At 36.4% G+C, this 21018-nt stretch carries 23 protein-coding genes and 1 riboswitch; of the genes, 21 read left to right on the top strand and 2 right to left on the bottom strand.

Annotated features, from left to right (window positions below; all coding sequences use genetic code 11):
- Positions 1-170: 170 nt before the first annotated feature.
- Genes V7127_RS08195 through V7127_RS08180 form a run of 4 tightly spaced genes read left to right on the top strand, consistent with a single transcriptional unit; the run spans position 171 to position 4012 of the window.
- Positions 171-2504: a xanthine dehydrogenase family protein molybdopterin-binding subunit gene (locus tag V7127_RS08195; RefSeq protein ID WP_335345436.1), complete on the top strand. Its 2334-nt coding sequence runs from the start codon at positions 171-173 to the stop codon at positions 2502-2504.
- Positions 2491-3324 (top strand): FAD binding domain-containing protein, encoded by an 834-nt coding sequence (locus tag V7127_RS08190; RefSeq protein ID WP_335345435.1) that lies wholly within the window; start codon positions 2491-2493, stop codon positions 3322-3324. Before V7127_RS08195 ends, V7127_RS08190 begins: the two co-directional genes overlap by 14 nt.
- Positions 3325-3339: 15 nt before the next feature.
- Positions 3340-3807: a (2Fe-2S)-binding protein gene (locus V7127_RS08185; RefSeq protein ID WP_438823985.1), complete on the top strand. Its 468-nt coding sequence runs from the start codon at positions 3340-3342 to the stop codon at positions 3805-3807.
- A complete protein-coding gene (locus V7127_RS08180) occupies positions 3800-4012 on the top strand; it encodes a hypothetical protein (RefSeq protein WP_335484771.1) in 213 nt (70 codons plus the stop codon). The genes V7127_RS08185 and V7127_RS08180 overlap by 8 nt, the downstream gene beginning before the upstream one ends.
- On the opposite strand, the gene V7127_RS08175 is transcribed toward V7127_RS08180, so the two are convergent.
- Positions 3999-4454: a hypothetical protein gene (locus tag V7127_RS08175; RefSeq protein WP_335527217.1), complete on the bottom strand. Its 456-nt coding sequence runs from the start codon at positions 4452-4454 to the stop codon at positions 3999-4001. The genes V7127_RS08180 and V7127_RS08175 overlap by 14 nt on opposite strands.
- A 145-nt stretch (positions 4455-4599) precedes the next feature.
- Between V7127_RS08175 and V7127_RS08170 the strand changes: the two genes are divergently transcribed.
- The 9 genes from V7127_RS08170 (at position 4600) to V7127_RS08130 (ending at position 12773) form a co-directional block, all read left to right on the top strand.
- Positions 4600-4875 carry a hypothetical protein gene (locus tag V7127_RS08170; protein ID WP_335345448.1) on the top strand — a complete coding sequence of 92 codons (276 nt, stop codon included), beginning with the start codon at positions 4600-4602 and terminating at the stop codon, positions 4873-4875.
- Positions 4876-4980: 105 nt separating this feature from the next.
- Positions 4981-6411 carry a spore germination protein gene (locus V7127_RS08165; protein WP_335484750.1) on the top strand — a complete coding sequence of 477 codons (1431 nt, stop codon included), beginning with the start codon at positions 4981-4983 and terminating at the stop codon, positions 6409-6411.
- On the top strand, positions 6401-7501 hold the full coding sequence (locus V7127_RS08160) for a GerAB/ArcD/ProY family transporter (RefSeq protein WP_335484748.1): 1101 nt from the start codon (positions 6401-6403) through the stop codon (positions 7499-7501). The genes V7127_RS08165 and V7127_RS08160 overlap by 11 nt, the downstream gene beginning before the upstream one ends.
- A complete protein-coding gene (locus tag V7127_RS08155; protein WP_335484746.1) occupies positions 7485-8600 on the top strand; it encodes a Ger(x)C family spore germination protein in 1116 nt (371 codons plus the stop codon). The genes V7127_RS08160 and V7127_RS08155 overlap by 17 nt, the downstream gene beginning before the upstream one ends.
- Before the next feature lie 75 nt (positions 8601-8675).
- The gene (locus V7127_RS08150) at positions 8676-9185 is read left to right on the top strand and encodes a DUF3189 family protein (RefSeq protein WP_335484769.1); all 510 of its coding nucleotides are present in this window, start codon (positions 8676-8678) and stop codon (positions 9183-9185) included.
- A gap of 130 nt (positions 9186-9315) precedes the next feature.
- Positions 9316-10650, top strand: a complete 1335-nt coding sequence (locus V7127_RS08145; RefSeq protein ID WP_438823982.1) for a DEAD/DEAH box helicase — start codon at positions 9316-9318, stop codon at positions 10648-10650.
- A 2-nt stretch (positions 10651-10652) separates the two neighbouring features.
- A complete protein-coding gene (locus V7127_RS08140; protein ID WP_335484744.1) occupies positions 10653-11240 on the top strand; it encodes a branched-chain amino acid aminotransferase in 588 nt (195 codons plus the stop codon).
- 77 nt (positions 11241-11317) lie between these two features.
- Positions 11318-11728: a DUF1259 domain-containing protein gene (locus tag V7127_RS08135; RefSeq protein ID WP_335484742.1), complete on the top strand. Its 411-nt coding sequence runs from the start codon at positions 11318-11320 to the stop codon at positions 11726-11728.
- A 127-nt stretch (positions 11729-11855) separates the two neighbouring features.
- On the top strand, positions 11856-12773 hold the full coding sequence (locus tag V7127_RS08130; RefSeq protein WP_335484740.1) for a DUF1002 domain-containing protein: 918 nt from the start codon (positions 11856-11858) through the stop codon (positions 12771-12773).
- A 39-nt stretch (positions 12774-12812) separates the two neighbouring features.
- On the opposite strand, the gene V7127_RS08125 is transcribed toward V7127_RS08130, so the two are convergent.
- A complete protein-coding gene (locus tag V7127_RS08125) occupies positions 12813-13175 on the bottom strand; it encodes a hypothetical protein (RefSeq protein ID WP_335484738.1) in 363 nt (120 codons plus the stop codon).
- Positions 13176-13306: 131 nt separating this feature from the next.
- On the opposite strand from V7127_RS08125, the gene V7127_RS08120 reads away from it, so the two are divergent.
- The 8 genes from V7127_RS08120 (at position 13307) to V7127_RS08085 (ending at position 21015) form a co-directional block, all read left to right on the top strand.
- Complete coding sequence (locus V7127_RS08120; protein ID WP_335348295.1) at positions 13307-14344, top strand: fatty acid desaturase; 1038 nt, start codon at positions 13307-13309, stop codon at positions 14342-14344.
- Between the two features lie 120 nt (positions 14345-14464).
- Positions 14465-15586, top strand: a complete 1122-nt coding sequence (locus V7127_RS08115; protein ID WP_335484736.1) for a sensor histidine kinase — start codon at positions 14465-14467, stop codon at positions 15584-15586.
- Positions 15587-15597: 11 nt separating this feature from the next.
- Positions 15598-16197, top strand: a complete 600-nt coding sequence (locus V7127_RS08110; protein WP_335484734.1) for a response regulator transcription factor — start codon at positions 15598-15600, stop codon at positions 16195-16197.
- A gap of 203 nt (positions 16198-16400) precedes the next feature.
- On the top strand, positions 16401-17471 hold the full coding sequence (locus tag V7127_RS08105; RefSeq protein WP_335484732.1) for a branched-chain amino acid aminotransferase: 1071 nt from the start codon (positions 16401-16403) through the stop codon (positions 17469-17471).
- Positions 17472-17566: 95 nt separating this feature from the next.
- Positions 17567-17657, top strand: a riboswitch (TPP riboswitch).
- Between the two features lie 110 nt (positions 17658-17767).
- Positions 17768-18457, top strand: coding sequence for a thiaminase II (gene tenA / locus V7127_RS08100; protein WP_335484730.1), 690 nt, complete (start codon positions 17768-17770; stop codon positions 18455-18457).
- Positions 18458-18476: 19 nt separating this feature from the next.
- Entirely contained in the window at positions 18477-19220 is a 744-nt protein-coding gene (locus tag V7127_RS08095) for an ABC transporter ATP-binding protein (protein ID WP_335484728.1), read from the top strand.
- The gene (locus V7127_RS08090; RefSeq protein ID WP_335484726.1) at positions 19207-19974 is read left to right on the top strand and encodes an ABC transporter permease; all 768 of its coding nucleotides are present in this window, start codon (positions 19207-19209) and stop codon (positions 19972-19974) included. Before V7127_RS08095 ends, V7127_RS08090 begins: the two co-directional genes overlap by 14 nt.
- Positions 19975-19998: 24 nt before the next feature.
- A complete protein-coding gene (locus V7127_RS08085; protein ID WP_335484724.1) occupies positions 19999-21015 on the top strand; it encodes an ABC transporter substrate-binding protein in 1017 nt (338 codons plus the stop codon).
- Positions 21016-21018: the final 3 nt, after the last annotated feature.

The following is a 21018-nucleotide window of genomic DNA, read 5'->3' as shown; positions in this document are numbered from 1 at the left end:
GAGACTCCGATATGTATCGGGGTCTTTTATTATGCCTGTCTTTTTAATTAAATGAAGCTTTATTACAGAGGAGTAACATCTTTTCTTCACTCGTTTCATAAATTTAATACCGTGACTAGGAAAATAAACTCTTCAGTAAATTTTCGGATAGTGAAGGGAATGAATAGATTATGGAAATAATCGGAAAAGGTTTTTATCGGAAAGATTCCTATGAGAAAGTAACTGGTAAAGCAAAATATACAAATGATATGGAAAGGAATGATATGCTGCACGCCAAAATGATAATCAGTCCTTACGCCCATGCAAAGATTAAAGCGATTAATACTTCCGAAGCAAAGAAAATTCCAGGGGTCCGAGCAGTCATATTAGGTGATGGCTTTCCGCTTACCGGTGAAGAAATTCGAGATAGACCGCCAATTGCTGTTGATCGAGTTCGATATCATGGAGAAGTAGTTGCATTAGTTGTTGCTGATTCCCCCTTTATTGCTATCCATGCAGCAGAAGCCATAACAGTTCAATATGAGCCGATGCCAGTCGTAAATTCCCCAACCGAAGCACTAGAGCCTCATGCACCCATCCTTCATGAAAACCTAGGACAATACGAAAAAATCCCTAGTGCCTATCCTGAACCTGGTACAAATGTCGCCAACCGGACGAAAGTACGAAAAGGAAATATTTCACAGGGGTGGGGTGAAAGTACTGTATCCGTCGAAGGCACATTTTCTTTCCGCCCATCTGATCATGTTGCAATGGAAACGAGATGTTCATACGCCCAAATTCACGGTAATGGCGAAATTGAAATAACATCCTCATCCCAAGCCCCATTTATGATCAAAAGAATGATAGGAGAATATTTCGGTATTGATAATGGAAAAATCATCGTTAATACGCCAATAGTAGGCGGAGCGTTTGGAGGCAAGGCATCTATTCAGCTTGAAATCCTATGCTATATCGCTTCAAAGGCAGTAGGGGGCAGATTAGTAAAAATATTAAATAGCAGGGAGCAGGATATTCTTACATCCCCTTGCCATATCGGTCTTGATGCTACTGTAAAACTGGGCTGTACAGAGGATGGGACTCTAAAAGTGGCTGAGATCCTTTACTTATTTGATGGCGGGGCATATGCAGACAAATCTGCCGATCTTAGCAGAGCCGGGGCAGTTGACTGTACTGGCCCCTACAATATTAACCATATTTGGTGCGATTCCTTATGCATGTATACGAATCATCCGTATGCTTCTCCATTCCGAGGATTCGGACATCCCGAAGTCCATTTTGCTTTCGAAAGAACGATGGATATGTTAGCAAAAAAACTTAATATGGACCCACTAGAATTACGAAGCCGGAATGCGATCTTGCCAGGTCATACAACCCCAACACAAGTCCTCTTAAATTCTAGCAATGTTGGTAATCTTCCAAAATGCATTTCTAGATTAAAAGAATTAATTCATTGGGATGAAGGGCAAATCATTGAAACTGGGACAAATAAAATAAGAGCAAAAGGAATTAGCTGTATATGGAAAACATCCACCATAGATACGGATGCAAGCTCAGGAGTAATTTTAACCTTTAATCAAGATGGAACAATTAATTTAATTTCTGGGGTAGTCGAGATCGGAACAGGGACAAAAACCGTATTAGCGCAAATGCTTGCAGAAATAATGAAAATGGAAATGAAAGACATTCATGTCCAAATGACTGTCAACACCCAAAGTACGCCAGAGCACTGGAAGACGGTTGCAAGCCGAGGAACATTTATGGCTGGAAGAGCACTAGTAGAGGCAGCTGATGATGTCATCAGCCAATTAAAAAGGCTTGCTGTATTTCTGTTGCGATCCCCCGTAGAGGATTTGGAGGTTGGTTATGGATTTGTTTATCTGCGTGATGATCCTAGTATAAGGATTCCAATTAAAGAAATAGCATACGGCTACAAATTTCCAAATGGAAATACGATTGGCGGACAAATCATTGGACGCGGCACTTATACATTAAGACATATTTCCTATTTGGACAAAGAAACAACTGCAGGGAAGCCTGGACCAGAATGGACCGTTGGAGCACAAGGTGTTGAAGTTGAGATTGATATGAGCAATTATACTTACAAAATTTTGAAAGCCGTATCTGTCATTGATGTTGGGAAGGTATTAAATCGAGAAACTGCTTTAGGACAGGTGAAGGGTGCGATGAGCATGGGACTTTCCTTTGGCGGCAGGGAAACGTTTGTTTTTGATTCAATTGGGAGAGTGCTTAACCATCAATTCAGAACGTATCGTCCCATCCGATTCGGAGAGCATCCTAAATACATTGTAGATTTTGTTGAAACTCCGCAAATTGATGCACCATTTGGAGCACGAGGAGTTGGCGAGCATGGATTAATTGGAATGCCTGCCGCACTTGGAAATAGTCTATCTGCAGCACTTTCAACTCCGATAAACTATTTACCTTTAATACCTGAATTACTTTGGAGGATGAAAGAAGGGGGTGCTGCCGGTGGTACAAACTGATATTGAATACTATAAACCAAAGAGCTTGAAGGAAGCCGTTGAATTGTTTTATCAATTAAAGCATGAAAATAAACAGCCCATATATTATTCCGGAGGCACAGAAATTATCACATTCCGAAGATTAAATCTCATTCATACGGGAGCCGTCATTGATATAAAAGGAATACCCGAATGCATGACTCACGAATTGGATGCAAATTTTTTAATTACGGGTGCGGCACTTTCCTTAACTTTTCTAGAAGAAAAAAACTTTTTTCCATTATTGAGTAAGACCTCTCAAGGTGTGGCGGATTACACAGCTCGAAATAAAATTACTTTAGGCGGAAATATTTGTGGGCAAATTTTTTATCGAGAAGCCGTTTTGCCATTTCTATTAACGGATAGCCTATGTGTTATAGCTGGACAGGACGGAGTGAAAAGTCTCCCTATTCATATGGTTTTTAACCAAACTCTTAATCTTTCGGAAGGCCAGCTTCTCGTTCAATTAATAACTGAGAAAAGTTATTTGGAATTGCCTCATCTTACTATCAAAAAAAGGCAGCAATGGGAGACAGGATATCCATTAATAACCTTTGCAGCACTTAAAAAGGATGATCATGTAAGAGTTGCATTTAGCGGTTTATGCCCTTTTCCATTTCGTTCATTAGAGGTTGAAAGAGAATTGAATAATCAGCAAGTGTCGATAAATGAGAGAATCGATAATTCTATTAAGTATTTGCCAAGCCCAATACTACATGATATTGAAGGGTCAAAAGAATATCGTTTATTTGTTTTTAAAAATACAATGATGGATATTCTAATAGAGTTGGAGGAGAAATAAGTGGATATCTCACCAATTAACCGATTTAATGTTGCTCTTAATATAAATGATGAAATCTATCAAGTAGAAATAAGACCATTTAGTACCTTATTAAGTATTCTCCGACTTCAATTAGGACTGACAGGTACAAAACCAGGCTGTCTAAATGGAGATTGTGGTGCATGTACAGTTATGATAGACGGACTTCCATATAAATCATGTATCATCCTAGCTATCGAAGCAGCAGGAAAGAAAATAATAACGATTGAAGGGTTGAAAAATACCCCCATCCAACATGCATTTATTGAACAATTTGCTTTTCAGTGCGGGTATTGTACTCCTGGTTTCATAATGAATTGCCAAGCATTGATTTCAAAAGATCAGAATCCTTCAAAGGAAACCATTAAGGAATGGCTTTCTTCTAATATTTGCCGGTGCACAAGCTATGAGGAAATTGAAAAAGCTCTTTTGTCTGTCATAGAACATAATAGTAGAAATGAATAAAGAAATTAAAATTAAAAGGCATGGCTATGGAAGAGATGTTCATAGCCATGCCTTTCATTATTGTAAGTCTGATTCTTTTAGCTGTGTAAAAAAGAAGATGAAAATAACGATAGAGAGGACAAGGAGAAATCTTCCACCCTCTGAAAGCCTGATTACAGGTAAATCAGTTAACGGCATACCCACCATTCCCTTCAAATGTTTCTAAAAATTGTTGGATCAACAAAAAAATACTTCGTTACTATTTTTTTGTAAAATTTATATTCCCGTTTTAAGCATGGCAGTGTAGGTTCATGTTTCGGCGATCCGAAAATCGGACCACTTACGACAATTGAGAACCTGCTTGAACCTATGAACACACCAACAATCCGAATCTCATCAATAATTAAAAGAACTGCAACAATGACATCAACAACGTCTATTATCGTATTTACAAATGGCTCATCACGAAATTTACTTTCCAAGCGAGCCCTTCCAAATATTGGACCACTTAAAGAAAGACTAAATTCTCCTGGGTTAACGAAAACACCAACAAGTGTAATTTGACCAGTCAATAATAAAAAAGCAGTAACTAAATTAAGATCCCGTTGGAGGGAAGCGATGAGTTGAAGATCTTTTTGAAGTTTTGATTTATTTTGCAATGTGCCCACACCCTCCCAAGTATTTTATTCAAACTTTACCTAAATGTTAATTATTATGAAAAGTATTAGCGTAAATGCATCATGATGCTGTGAATTTCACCTTCTGTATAAATAGGAAATAAAAGGAGAACTTATGGATAAGGTGGTGGTATCAATCGATTTTCCTACAATTCACACGAATTTTTGGGATGCGGTCATAGCAATTCCTTCAATTATCATAATCACGCAGCTAATCAAGATTTTTTTTAAAACGCCGAAAAAGTTTGTTCCTTTGATTGCCATTTTACTTGGTTTCGGAATTTCCATTTTTATTAGCCATAAAAATAATCTTCTTGCTGGCCTATTTATGGGGTATTTTTATGGATATGCTGCAATTGGAAGCTACGCTTCCTTAAAAACTTCATTAATAGCCTTTAGGAAAAACAAATAGATTTCATTTTTTAAAAGGACAAGCCATGATAACGAATAATTTGATGAAAATAAAATTTGAATTTGATTGGCAGGGATATAAATGCGTGGACACAGAAACAATCTTATGGATCAGATAAAAGAAACATTTATCGAATCAAGTGATTTTTCATTTAAAACTCTGTATGTCAAGGATTCGACAATTGATATTTTGTTTTTTTCAAGTTTAGTCTCAAACGAGAAATTAACAGAAACATTCATCCCTTTATTGACAAGACTTGAGGGTTATCTTTTTCAAGAATATCTGCATAATATTAAAAGGATTCAAACAAAAGACTTTCAAATAGCTGTAGATATGCTTCTAAGAGGCCATATCGGGATCCTAACTGCAACGAAGGATGAAATATTCCTTGTAAGTATGACGGAACCTGTACAAAGATCGATAGAAGAGCCAAAGTCCGAATTAATTGTTCGAGGTGCCCATGAAGGATTTGTCGAAAGATTAAATACAAATCTTCATATGATTAGAACACTTATAAATAATAGAGATTTAGTTGTACATTTAATAGAACTGGGAACGAAAACAAAGACGAGAACAGCTATTATTTATCGAAATGACATTGTCAATCAGGAGATATTAACGGAAGTAAAGAGAAGACTTTCTTATATAAATATCGAGACAGATGTAATCATTAGCCCAGGCTTTATTGAGGAATTTATTGAGGACGATCCGTTCACAGTATTTCCGCAAATATTGTACACAGAAAGACCTGATCGTGTTGGGGACAATATCATGGATGGCCGAATTGCCATTATGACAGAAGGAAGTCCTGCTGCTTTAATTGTTCCCGTAACTTTTTTCTCTTTTTATCAATCACCTGATGATTATAATAGCAGGTGGACTACGGCTACCTTTATTCGATTATTAAGAATGATCAGCTTTGTAATTGCCATCACTTTCCCATCTATTTATATTGGAGTGGTTTCCTTTCATTTGGAAGTATTGCCAAATGAGTTAATAATTCCTATGCAAAATGCAGTTGAAGATATACCATATCCACCCATCATGGAAGCTTTTATTATGGAGTTAACAATTGAATTAATTCGTGAGGCAGGAATTAGGCTGCCTACTCCTATTAGCCAAACCATTGGCATTGTTGGTGGATTAGTCATCGGTGACGCTGTAGTAAAAGCAGGAATCGTATCTAACATAATGATCGTTGTTGTTGCGATAACTGCCATTTCATCTTTTGTCGTCCCATCGAATGAACTAAGTGCAGCTGTGAGGTTATTAAGGTTTCCACTTATGCTTATTTCAGCAACATTTGGATTCATTGGCTTAGTGTTCGGTTTTATATTAATTCTGATAAAACTATGTAAGCAAGAATCATTCGGTGTACCATATTTTTATCCAGTTGCCCCGTTTAGAGTTAATGGACTAAAGGATTCCTTTGTTCGGTTGCCTTTATGGTTAATGAAAAATCGCCCTCAAGACACTATGACAAATAGACAGAAAAAAATTAATTGGGTCAGAGGCTGGGACAAAGATGAAAAATAAAACAAAGAAAATATCGCCTGCCCAGCTTTTCTTTATCATTATTCAAACCCAAATAGGAGTGGGTATTTTTTCTTTACCAAATACGATGGCTAAGGCATCTAAAATTGATGGCTGGATCTCGCTTTTCCTCGGCGGCATCGTTGTTCAAATTTTTATTATGCTCTATTATTTTATTATGAAAAAATTCCCAAATAAAAAAGTAAAAGAAATTGTAGAGCTAATATTCGGGAAAAAAATGAAGATAATATTCGAAATTGGACTTTTGCTTTATTCAATTATTGTAAGTGTCCTGATTCTTAATTTATATACAAGAATGCTTGATAGATGGGTTTTACCGGAAACACCTAACTGGATCCTTTCCTTAATCATGGTTGTAAGTTGTTATTTTTTGGCGAAAGAAGAAATACGGGTTATTGCAAGATTTTATGTAATCGTATCTCTGTTTCTATTTATCTTTATAGCATTAATCATTTATTCGCTTAAGGATGCAAATATTTATTATATACTGCCAATTGGAAGCTCTGGCTGGAAGGACATTTTATTTGGCACGAAAGATGTCATTATTGCTCTGCTTGGATTTGAAATTATCATGTTTTTAACTGCTATGACTTCAGGAACTTTAGAGTTAAAAATTAAATTCATTACGGCTTCAAACATAGTCGTGACATTATTCTACTTATTAACAACTATCGCTTGCTTCTTGTTTTTCAGTCCGGCTGACATCCTATTAATACCAGAACCATTACTTTATTTAATAAAAGCCTTCTCATTTAAAATTATTGAGCGGACGGATCTTCTCTTTTTATCTTTATGGATTGTTTTGGTTTTCACGTCTTTTGTTTCCTATGTCTTCTGGGGTGCTGAATGTATAAAAGGCATCTTTAACAGCGAAAAATCTTCTAAAAATACATTCATTATATTAGCGATCATTTTTTTCGCGGCACTATTGCCATTAGATACTGAACAGTCAATGAATCAATTTAGTAAGTATGCTTCATATGCAGGATATATGATTATTTCCATTCCAATGGTCCTTTTACCGTTTGTTCTATTTAGCCGAAAGGGGCAGCAGCATGCGAAAGATAATTAGTGTATTATTCCTTTCAATTCCTTTGTTAACAGGCTGCTGGGATCAAAATTTATTAAAGGATGTAAGCTTGATTAACAGTTCTGCATTTGATATGGAAGATACCGATAAAATTTCAACTACTGTATCCATTCGAGCTTTACAAGGCTCCGAAGTGACGGGTGTGCAGAAGGCCAAAACCGAAACATTTACAGAAATTAATCGTACACCTCGTGGAGCACGTGACTTAATTGATCTGGAAGTGTCAAAAAAAATCGATGCATCCAAATTACAGGTTCTTCTAGTTGGAGAAAAGCTTGCAAGAAAAGAGTTCTACTCGACTCTAGACGTTTTCTATCGAGATCCCAAAAGTGCTTTAAATGCCAAGGTAGCAGTAGTAAAAGGAAAAGCTAAAGAAGTCATAAAATTAGGGAGTGAAACTGATTTATTAGTAGGTGAATATCTTTCAGATTTATTAACAAGTGCCGAGGAGGCGACTATGTTGAAAAATAATGATATCCAATCGATTGGCACAATCATCTTAGATCCAGGCCAAGATATAACTGTTCCAGTCATTCATCGTATTGATCATAAGACTGCCAAAGTAATGGGGGCTGCATTGTTTGACGGCAAAAATTACTCAGGAATGGATTTAAATAAGGACGACTCGATCCTATTTCAACTGTTAAAGGGCAATCTTTCTAAATTAGCGAGACTAACTATGAAGGTCAACGATACGGAAAGTATTAAAGATTTTATTACGATTGATATTTCAGACGTAAATAGAAATTTATCGATTGAAGCGAAGAGCCCTTCTGCTATTCATGTTCATTTAAGCCTTGAATTAAAAGCAAAAGTAGTAGAATATCCACAAGATGTTTTGGATTCACAAAAGGAAATTCATAAGCTTAATAGCATTCTCTCAAAAAAGCTGACTGACCAAGCACAAAAAGTAACACAACAGCTGCAAGAAGCAAATTGTGACGGGTTAGGTATTGGGAGAAGAATGATCGCTCTGCATCATAAAATATGGAAAAAGCTTGATTGGCACTCTGTGTATCCAACTATAACTTTTAACACAGATGTGAAAGTAAAAATCATCCAAAAGGGGATAATTAATTAGTTAATGAGCAGACTTGGAATATTTACATATTACATGGAAATAATAACAGCAGGACTTATTAGAAGGATGATCAAAATGATCTATGTATATAATGATTTCGGCGGCACACATACTACATCACTTGCTGCATCCTACCATTTACAAAAGCTTCCGACAAATCGGGTGCTAACTAGGGAAGAAATTTTAAATGTTCCGTATTTTAATAAGCTTAATAAGTCGGATGCTGGAAAGTTTATTTTTCATGGTAAAGATGAAGATGGACATTCTGTTTATACTTTAGGAAGAAGATCGTCTAAGCTTGTTGTTCCGGCATTAAAAAATCTATATCAATTACTCGAGGAACGGTTTCAAATAGATGAAAAAATTATTTTTTCTAACACGTCACCAACAGTACCTTTTGCTATGACAATGGGAGGTTTTTTTTCAAGAGGGTTAAAAATCGATTTTATTGGTGTACCCTTATTAGTCGCTGGAGCAAAGAAATCGTGTCTAAATATCCATAAGCTAGTAGAGACTACTAAACAAATTGGAAGCAGCACCCATTCCAAGGTAACTGTAATTGAAAATAAGAACTTTCAGGCGTAAAATAACAAATTCCAGAAGAAAAACAGACTATAATTTTGAATGTCTGTTTTTTTGTTTGCTATTCCTAAGAAAAACGAGCAAAATGAAAAAGATAATAATTCCACGAGCAGTTTAGAAAGTAGGGAATACTTTGCCTAAATTTATGTCATTAGGTATTTCGAAAGGTTTATTCGAAACATTACAACAATACGGTATCACTAATCCAACACTTATACAAGAACAAGCGATTCCTTTTGCATTAGAAGGAAATGATATCATTGCTCAGTCCGAAACGGGATCGGGGAAAACGCTTGCCTTTATATTGCCAATCATTGAAAAGATTGAACCATACTCCTCAACTATTCAAGCATTAATTGTTACACCCACAAGGGAATTGGCACTGCAAATTACAGATGAAATTGAGAAAATAATTTCAAAAATAGATGGAGTAGAGGTTTTAGCGGTTTACGGCGGGCAAGATGTGGACAAACAGCTGAAAAAGCTTAAGAAAAATGTTCAAATTGTTGTTGGTACACCAGGGCGATTAATAGACCATATTAGAAGGGATACCGTGCAATTATCTAATGTTTCTTATCTCGTTCTCGATGAAGCTGATCAAATGCTTCATATCGGATTTCTAAAAGAAGTTGAAGACATTATTAAGGAAACCCCTGCTGAACGTCAAACAATGTTATTCTCTGCGACCGTCCCAGCGGAAATTAGGAAGCTTGCTAAAAAGTATATGAGGGATCCAAAATACATCCAAATAGAGAAAAGACAAGGTCCAGCAAAAAATATAAAACAAGTGGCCATTCACACAACTGACCGCGCGAAACAAGGAACGCTTATTCAACTAATTGAAACTCATCGACCATACTTAGCCGTTATTTTTTGCCGAACGAAAAGAAGGGTCAGCAAACTATTTGAAGAGCTCAAATCAAAAGGGTATAACTGTGACGAACTACATGGCGATATTTCACAAGCAAAACGGGAGCAAGCCATGAAACGCTTTAGGGATGCAGAAACTCAATTCCTCATTGCAACGGATGTCGCGTCACGAGGTCTTGATGTTGATGGTGTGACCCATGTATTTAATTATGATATTCCTCAGGATTCCGAGAGCTATGTTCATCGGATTGGCAGAACTGGCAGGGCAGGAATGAATGGCCTGGCTATTACGCTATACTCATCAGCAGATAGAGGAACTCTTGATCTCATTGAAAAAGAGCTTAACATTACAATTAATAAACAAAATATAGGCAATACGGATAAAAAGGATGAGGATAAAAATCGTTCGAAAACTAATCAGGATAGAAATAAGGATAAAAATAACTGGGGAAAGCCAAGAAAAAAACAAAATGATAGTGAATCAAAACAATCCACAAAATCAAAAAAACACAATTCAAAAGCAATAATGGAGCCAAAACCATTCAAAGGGAAACCCTCCAAAAAGAAACGTCCAACTATGAAACAAAGGAGAACGTGAACATGCTAAAGTCAAAATTTAAAGAATTTATGTTAAAAGAACAGCCAAACATAGTCTTATTTAAGGAAGAAATAGACTATGCCAAGAAACAGCAACTGATTACTGAAGAAATGATTGTTACAGAAAAAAATGATGCTTCAGTATTTAACGATGCTTATATTGAACGCAGTAATAAGGAAACAGAAGAACTACTTGCTGAAGAGTCGTTGGATTTTTTTGATCAGCCTCTTAACTATTTGCATACCCATAAAAATGAGTTTATTTACATTGAATCAAGCCGTTTTAATAAAGTGGGTACAGATTCGTTATGTATAGAAGTAGATGATGTCTTTAGTACATATGAAGCTATGTTAGGTTTAAAGCTGCAGAAGAAGCATGAAAAGTCCATTAAAACCTTTTTAACAAATAAATTAAAAGGGGAAGCAAAATTTAGTTTACTGTTTTCTCAAGCCGATGGTTTATGGGATTTCAATTTTGCACTTAATGGTGTGGAAGGCTTTACAGAAGAAATGACAATCGGCGAAGCATGCAAGCTTATTTATCTTTTTCTATTTAAGCTCTTAGAGGCAGTTGAAGATCATAATCAATAAGGAAGAATTCAATAATAAACATATTTCATAAATTTTTATTCTCATTCATATGAATCTTTTAAATGAGGAGGGTTCATATGAATGACATAAAGGTGTTATGCGATCAATTTGCAAAAATATTGAACGGAAAAGGGAAGTTTAACAAAGGTGTTTGTTCTGTAGAAATGCAGCGCGATTTTAAAGCATCAGTTCAAGGGCGTCCAACATCATCAGTTGTACCAGCAGGCTTTTCATTTGAGGCATTAGATCAGAATGGAAATGCCCTAAATTTAGCTGAAATCGCTATTTTAGAAGAGGAAATCCCAGGCTTTATGCATGCGGTTGTCTCACAGGGAATTTTCGTCAGCGCCTTACACAATCACTGGATTTTTACGAAGCCAAATATCCTGTATATACATTTGCAATCCGTTGAACCACCACTGAATTTTGCAAAGAAACTTGCCTATTCCTTTCATGCTTTAACAAGTCATCCCATTCAAAAAGAATGAATCTTTATGTCTAGGACAAGAATTTTTTCATCATGTGTGTTAAAATTTCTGCATCGCTATATTTGTCATTAAATCGTATAGCTGATAGATTGCTATAGTAATTCAAAATTAAATGGAGAGTGTATACATGTTAAAGAATTTAACGAAATGGATGATGATTGGATTCGTTTTTTTATTTGCAGCAAATCTCGGAACAATTGCACTCGCAGCTAATGGTAGCAATGGTGAGGAAAGTATTAATGAAAAATTTGGACTCCCAATCGTTGTATATGGGGAGAAATTATCCTCTGCCCAAAAGGATGAGGTACGAAAATTATTAGGCGTAAACGACACGAGTAAAGTTACTGAAATAACGGTGACTGGAGATGATTTGGTCACCTACATTAAAGGGGACAAGCGTGCGAATATGTATTCTTCCGCAAAAATCACCCGAAAAGAAGCGGGTGAAGGACTTGTCATCAAACAAGTTACCCCCGAAAATATTACCGAAGTAACGGATGAAATGTATGCGAATGCGCTTTTAACTGCGGGGATACAGGATGCAGTAGTAGAAGTTGCATCTCCAGTGAAAGTTTCAGGACACTCGGCATTAGTCGGGATTTATAAAGCCTATGATGAAGGAAATGGCGAAGGATTAAATACAGAGCACACCGAGGTTGCCAATGAAGAGCTAAACCTTGCCACTCAATTAGCAAAAAAGGAAGGCATGGATCAAGATAAGATTACAGAGCTTTTGACAGAAATCAAAAAAGAGATTGCCAGCCGAAATCCAGCAACGAAGGAAGAAATTGAACAAATCATTAATGATCAATTAAAGACATTGGAAATCCAACTGAGTGAACAAGATCGTCAGCTGCTTATTGATTTATTCGAAAAAATGCGCAGTTTAAATATTAATTTTGACAATGTTCAATCTCAGCTCGAGGATATTTCAAAGGATATTAAGCAGCGCATTGAAGATGCTGTAGGTGATAAAGGGTTTCTGCAGGCTATTTCCGACTTTTTTAAGAATCTAATCGACAGTATTAAAAGTATTTTTTCATAATGGAAGGACCTCTATTTTCTATGGAGGTCCTTAGTTCTTTTATTCCGCATTTAGTTCAGGAAATTTTATCGGTGTATTTATTTGATAGTGGTCCCTGTATGAACGGTATGTCACAATACGTTCTTCCCCAGCATGTACGTCCAATTGGAGTATATACGAATTTCTACATTCAAGAGAATACTGTACCTCATCTTTTTTCAATTCGTAAAAATAAAATATTTGCCCTAATAGCTCCTTTTTCTTTACACTTGTATCCGGGTGTTTTCGAATAAAATCAGCCAGCTGCACAACTGTTGTAGAAGAAGTGCCAGTCACCGCATATATTCTTTCTTTAACTAGAGCAGTTGTGGAGTGTAAAGTCGTTTTTGCTTTGTGTAAAAACTTATTAAGTATTCGGTTCATTTCTTGATCTCCTCTGTCATTTATTTTTCAAACATGACATTTATCATGGTTTGTACATGACACGTATGCCTTATAATTCTCTATTCAATTATATATAATAAGAAAAAACTGAGGGAAAGGATACACTTAATATGACCAAACAAAAGCAAATTCATTTAAGAAAACAAATAGCTCCTTACGAAAAAGCAAATATGAAAGCCAGTGTTTGGCAAATGATAAATACATTAATTCCTTTTTTCTTATTATGGTTTCTAGCATATAAAAGTTTAACAGTATCCTACTTATTAACGCTTTCGATTGCTGTTGTGGCTGCCGGTTTCCTAGTTCGGATTTTCATTATTTTTCATGATTGCTGTCACTATTCTTTCTTTAAAAATCGAACTGCTAATAAAATTGTTGGAACGATTACAGGGATCATTACCATTTTTCCATTCAGCCAATGGCAGCACGACCACTCTGTCCATCATGCCACAAGTAGTAATTTAGATAAGCGTGGGGTCGGCGATATTTGGATGCTCACAGTTGAAGAATATATCTCTGCATCGTTTTGGGAGCGTTTAGCTTATCGATTATACCGTAATCCGTTTGTCATGTTCGGCCTCGGCCCGATTTATCAATTTTTAATTATGAATCGCTTTAACAGAAAAGGAGCAAGGATGAAGGAGCGGCTCAATACTTATTTAACAAATATTTCGATCGTTGCACTATACAGTCTAATGTGCTTGGCAATTGGATGGGAATCGTTTGTATTAGTTCAGGCGCCAATTTTCTTAATCTCGGGTTCAGCTGGAATATGGCTTTTCTATGTTCAGCATACATTTGAAGATTCATATTTCGAAGCAGATGAGCATTGGGAGTATGTAAAAGCAGCAGTTGAAGGAAGCTCTTTTTATAAGCTTCCGAAGCTGCTGCAATGGCTAACAGGGAATATCGGCTACCACCATGTCCACCATTTAAGTCCAAGAGTGCCTAACTATAAATTAGAGGAGGCACACGAAAATACAGAACCGTTAAAGAACGTTCCAACTGTTTCATTAAAAACAAGCATCCAATCACTTCGCTTCCGACTTTGGGATGAGTTAAATAATAAGTTTGTTACTTATAAAGAGGCTTCTTATTACATGAAGAAACAGAGTGAAAGAGAGAAACAGCTTAATATTATTAAATAATCAACTTCGTTAAAACTTCCTATAAATAAAGGCAAGGGCCTCACATTGAATGAGAACCTTGCCTTATTTATGTTAAAATCAAAATACGGAAGAAATAATTAATTTATTTGAGGTATAAGTATGGTAAAAAAGTATTTAACAACATTAAAAAGCTCAGGAATCGCTCCATACATTTGGAGTGTTTTTAGTATACTGCCTTTTTATTTTATTTTTCAATTTTCATCAACGATCGATATCATTATTGGAATCATCCTGACCATTCTCTTTTTTGTCACATACAGGCTTGCGTTTATTTCAAAAAAGTGGCCAGTTTATTTATGGACTTGTATTCTTATCGGTATTTCCATAACCATGACCATTCACTTTCAATTTGTCTATTTTGCTTTTTACATTGCCTACTATAATGGAAATATAAAAAATCGCATAGCTTTTTTAACGCTATATATCATCCATTTAGTAGCCACAACTTTTTCAATTAATTATAACTTTATCCTGAGGGATGAGCTTTTTTTTAGTCAATTGCCATTTATAATTATTATTTGGATTAGTGTCATTCTTCTTCCATTTAATTTGTATAATAAGAAAAAACAAGAGAAGCTTGAAGAACAGCTTGAATATGCCAACAAGAGAATTGCGGACCTGGTGAAACAGGAAGAACGCCAGAGAATCGCCCGGGATTTGCATGATACATTAGGGCAAAAGCTCTCTCTCATTGGATTAAAGAGTGATTTGGCAAGAAGATTAGTGTACAAAGACCAGGAACAAGCACGAAATGAAATGAAGGATGTTCAGCAAACGGCTAGAACAGCATTAAATGAAGTACGAAAAATGGTTTCTCAAATGAGGGGTATACGAATAAAAGAGGAACTTGTTAGCATAAAGCAGCTTCTTGATGCAGCACAAATCGAATTCATTTGCAGAAATGAACTAAAGCTTACGAATGTATCCATTTTTCTTGAGAACATTCTCAGCATGTGTATGAAGGAAGCAGTAACAAATGTTGTTAAGCATAGCAAGGCTACTAAATGTAAAATAACAATTGAGCAAACAGCAAATGAGGTCTGTATAAAGATTAAAGATAACGGGATTGGTATCGGAAGCAATTATGACGAGTTAAAAGGCAGCGGATTACTTGGTATTAAAGAACGGCTGGAATTTGTCAATGGCACGCTTGATATCATTGAACAAGATGGGACTGCCATTACGATGAAAGTACCAAATGTTATAAAGCAGGCAGATTAGGAGGAACATTCATGATTCGTATTGTCATTGCAGAGGATCAGCGCATGATGTTAGGGGCATTAGGTTCACTGCTCAATTTGGAAGATGATATGGAAGTAGTCGGAAAAGCGAGCAATGGAGAAGAAGCGATTTCACTCGTAAAAAAATATAAGCCAGACGTTTGTATGATGGATATCGAAATGCCGGAAAAAAGTGGACTTGAAGCGGCGGAAGAATTAAAGGACTTCGATTGCAAGGTCATCATACTAACAACATTTGCTAGAACAGGTTATTTCCAAAGAGCATTGAAGGCTGGTGTACGTGGCTATTTATTAAAGGATAGTCCAAGTGAAGAGCTGGCAGACTCAATCAGAACAGTGATGGCCGGAAGAAGAATTTATGCCCCAGAATTAATGGATGATGTTTATAACGAAGAAAATCCTTTAACAGATCGGGAAAAAGCGGTTCTTGAGCTTGTGGCAGATGGAAAAAACACGAAAGAAATTGCTGATGAATTGAGCATTAAAACAGGGACTGTTCGAAATTATATCTCGCAAATTCTAGATAAGCTTGAGGTAAAAAACAGAATTGAGGCCATAACTCAGTCGAAGGAAAAAGGCTGGTTTAAATGATAAAAATAATTTTTTAAAAAATTTGTAAAAACCTCTCGACAAACGACCATGAATTGTCGGATAATTAAAATAACAATCACGACAATTAGAAATTATTTAAAAATAATATTTAATTCTCTTTAGTGTTAATCCTAAGGAACTTTTTTAGTGATTGAATAAATCATTTAAAGTACACAGCATATTAAAAGGCAGGGAATTGAAGAATGAAAGACCATCAAATTGAAATTAACTTAGCAACAACTAGAAAAGAAAAGCCGGCGTTCGACAAGCTTGAATTCGGAAGAACCTTCACTGATCATATGTTTATTATGGACTATACGGAAGGAAAAGGCTGGCATGATCCGAGGATTGTTCCGTATCAACCTATCACTTTAGACCCTGCAGCCACAATTTTTCATTATGGACAGACTGTATTTGAAGGGTTAAAAGCCTACTTAACAAAGGATGAAAAAGTTTTTTTATTTAGGCCTAATAAAAATTTTGAACGGTTAAACCGATCAAGCGCTCGCTTGTGCATGCCTGAACTGGATGAAGAGCTTGCATTAGAGGCATTGAAGGAGCTAATCAGAGTAGACAGAGACTGGGTCCCTAATCTTGAAGGCACGTCTTTATACATTAGACCTTTCATTATTTCAACTGAAGTCCATTTAGGTGTATCAGCCTCTTTAAACTATCAATTTATTATTATTCTTTCTCCAGTAGGAGCTTACTATAAAGAAGGAATTAACCCAGTAAAAATTGCAGTTGAAACAGAATTTGTTCGTGCAGTAAAAGGCGGCACTGGTGATGCAAAAACGGCAGGAAATTATGCTGGCAGTCTGAAAGCACAAGAGGTTTCCGGCAAAGCAGGCTATTCTCAAGTATTATGGCTCGATGGAAAAGAAAAGAAGTACATTGAGGAAGTTGGCAGTATGAATGTCTTCTTTAAGATTAATGGCGAAATTATTACTCCTGAACTAAATGGCAGTATTTTACAAGGTGTTACTCGCGATTCTATTATTCAACTTATAAAGCATTGGAATTTACCTATTGTTGAACGAAAAATTTCTATGGATGAGGTCTATCAAGCAAGCTTAGATGGAAAACTGGAGGAAGCGTTTGGCACTGGAACAGCTGCTGTTATTTCACCGATAGGCGAATTTTCATGGAAAAACGAAAAACTGATTGTAAATAATGGCGAAACAGGTCCATTAGCGAAAAAATTATATGATACTTTAACAGGAATCCAAAATGGAACACTTGAAGATCCCTTTGTATGGTCTATTGAAGTATAAAGAACTGCTCCTATGCAGTTCTTTTTTTAATGGAATTATTTTACTTGCATTATATAATATTCATGCTATTCTATGTATGAATATTATAAATATTTTCATTCTACTAGGGGCGCCTTTTGAGGCTGAGATGAACCCTTCGAACCTGATCTAGGTCATACTAGCGTAGGGAAGTAGTTAACGATTACGTATTTTTCAACGTATTGACTTAACCGCTTTCCTAATGGGAAGCGGTTTTTCTATTTTTTCGTGTGTTATCGCAACACAAAATAAATATTAATTTTCAGGAGGAGAATGTAATGGAAACGGTTAAAACGAAAAGATTTACTGACAGATTATTTGAAAATGTACAGCCTATTTGGGAAAAGAATCACAATCATCCTTTTGTTCAAGAATTGGGGAAGGGAATATTAGATAAAGAGAAGTTTATTCATTATATGAAACAAGACTACGTGTATTTAATTGATTATTCGAAACTTTTTGCAATAGGTGTTATGAAGGCGCAGGATCTAGAAACAATGGGGAAGTTTGCTAAAATTCTGCATGAAACGTTGCATTTTGAAATGGAATTACATAGGAAGTTTGCCGCGGAATTTGGGATTTCTCGCGAAGAATTGGAGGCAACAAAACCTACTCCTATAAATTTGGCGTATACGAGGTATATGCTGCATGTCGGTCAAAATGGCAGTTTAGCGGAAGTGGTTTCTTGTTTGCTTCCTTGCGCGTGGGATTATTGGGAGATTGGGAAGCTTTTAAGAAAGCAGTATGGGGATCAATTATCTACTAACCGATATGCTAAATGGGTAGAAACGTATGATTCTGAAACATTTGGCAATGGAGCTAAATGGCTGATTGAACTAATGGATGAACTGGCAGAAGGGAAACCAGAGAGAGAGCTCGCTGTCCTTGAGGAGCATTTCCAGATGACTTCGAAATACGAGTATTTATTCTGGGATATGAATTATTACAAACAGGACTGGCCAATTTAAAGAATTAGACGGTGGAAATATGACATTAGAATTAAAGAATGTATCTTATGCCTTTAAAGATAGAAATCAAGAAAACAAAATACTATCAAATCTAAGCTTAACAGTACCTAATGGCGAGTTTGTCTCTTTGATTGGAAGAAGCGGAACAGGAAAAACGACTATATTAAAATTAATTACCGGTCTGCTTAAACAAGATTGTGGAGAGGTTTTTCTGAATAAAAAACCAATCACGCTGGGGGATATTGGCTATATGCCCCAGCGTGATTTGCTCCTCCCTTGGCGTACTATACTAGAAAATATTATGATTTCAGTTGAAATTCAGAAGAAAAATGGGCTTACAAAAGACAAAGCAAGAGAGTGGCTTCAACGAGTAGGTTTACTAGAGTACGAGAATTCATTTCCAAAACAGCTATCAGGAGGGATGAGACAAAGAGTTTCTTTTCTTCGGGCCTTATTAACAGGCAAGGAATTATTATTGCTGGATGAACCGTTCGGAGCGCTTGATTCCTTAACGAAAAAAGACATGCAGGCATGGCTGCTGTCGATATGGCAGGAATTAAACAAAACGGTATTGTTTATTACCCATGATTTGGAGGAAGCATGCTTTTTAAGTGACCGAATACTCTTGTTGCACCCTGATAAAACGCTAGAAGAAATTCAGGTCAATCTGGAACGTCCTAGAAAACTTGATATGCTGCATGAAAAAGAGCTAATTACTTTAAGACAAAGCCTGGAGAAGAAGATTGCCTATGAAAAAAATTAAATTATGGATACAGACTTATAGTTTATTTCTCCTATTCTTCTTGACAATCTTACTCTTATTAGAATGGCTAGTACAAAGTGAGTTCATTCCTGCCTTTATCATTCCGGCACCAACAAGAGTGATCTTATCAATTTTTGAAAATTGGAAGCCACTATTATTAGAACACTTGCCAGCTACGATGATTGAATTTCTAATTGGATTTCTCCTAGCTGTTATTGGAGGGATTGTGTTGGCAGCAGGGATGTTTTTTTTCAAAACACTAGAAAAAATGCTTTATCCTGCAGTGTTAATTTCGCAAATGATTCCAATCATAGCCTTGTCGCCAATTTTCGTCCTTTGGTTCGGCTATACGATTTGGAGTAAGGTCGCGGTAACGATTCTTATCTCATTTTTTCCTATTGTTGTAGGCACATATGACGGACTTAAATCGAGTGATCAGGAATATAGCGAATTATTGCGTTCCATGGGAGCAAACCGCTGGCATATCTTCTTAAAATTAAACACTCCGATGGCACTTCCTTCTTTTTTCTCTGGGCTAAAACTTGCTATCGTTTATGCTTTAGTTGGTGCGACGATTGGAGAATGGCTAGGGGCAAGTGAGGGCTTAGGATACTATAGCCGCAGAATGTCAGGAAATTTAAATGCAGAAGGAGTTTTTGCAGCCATTATGATCCTAACTTTACTTGGCATCCTTTTATTCGCCATTGTTAAAGCAGCAGAGAATTATATATTGAAATGGAAAAATGTAGAATAATTCACATATGGAGTTGCTCAGAAGATGAAAAAATCACTGTTATATCAACTATTATTGATTGTTATCGCCATCATGTTAGCAGGCTGTAACGCAGGGCAAAACGAAACGAGTAATGCAGATAAAATGGAAGAGCTAGAGGATTTAAGCATTATGCTTGATTGGTATCCGAATGCAGTTCACTCAGCCATTTATGTCGCTAAAGAAAAAGGATATTTTGAAGATGAAGGTCTAAATGTAAAAATTGAAATGCCTGCCGATACGAACGACCCATTGAAGCTTGCCGCCACTGGAAAAGTTGACTTAGCAATCAGCTATCAAAGTCAGCTTTTAGTTTCAAGAGCGGAGAATATCCCTGTCGTCTCCATTGCAGCATTTGTGAGACATTCCCTTGATGCAATCATGTATAAGACGGAAAGCGGAATTCAATCTCCAAAGGATTTAGAAGGGAAAAATGTTGGCTACCCATCGGCTTCAGTAAGTGAGGCCGTAGTTTCATCAATGGTCGAAATTGACGGCGGTGATATGAGCAAGGTGAAAATGACTGATGTTGGCTGGGATTTAATTGCCTCCTTAGCAACTGATAATGTGGATGCTCTAGTCGGTGCTTATATTAACCATGAGCAGGTTCTATTGAAAAAAGAAGGATACAACATTGATGTTCTTCATTTGCCGGATTATGGTGTCCCTGATAATTATGAGCTAATCATCGTAACAGGTGAAAATACATTAAGCAATAAGAAAGAGTCGATTGAAAAGTTTTGGCATGCGGTCACGAAAGGCCATGAAGACGTGAAAGCAGACCCTGATGCTGGTCTCCAAGTTTTGCTTGATCATGAAAATGATAGCTTTCCACTAGATAAAGAAGTCGAAAAGGAAAGCTTGCAGGTTCTCTTACCATTAATGGAGGATAAGGATGTGCCATTTGGCTATCAAGTAGAAGCATCTTGGGAGAATGTTGCTGATTGGCTTTACAAATCAAAGGTTATAAAAGAGCCGATCGACCCGAAAGAAGCCTTTGAAAATATCGTGTCAAAAATATAAACA

The organism is Bacillus sp. JJ1773 (genome assembly GCF_036962035.1).
Lineage (GTDB): Bacteria > Bacillota > Bacilli > Bacillales > Cytobacillaceae > Cytobacillus.
The sequence above is the reverse complement of the archived record's forward strand: the minus strand, read 5'-3'. Positions and strand labels throughout refer to the sequence as shown.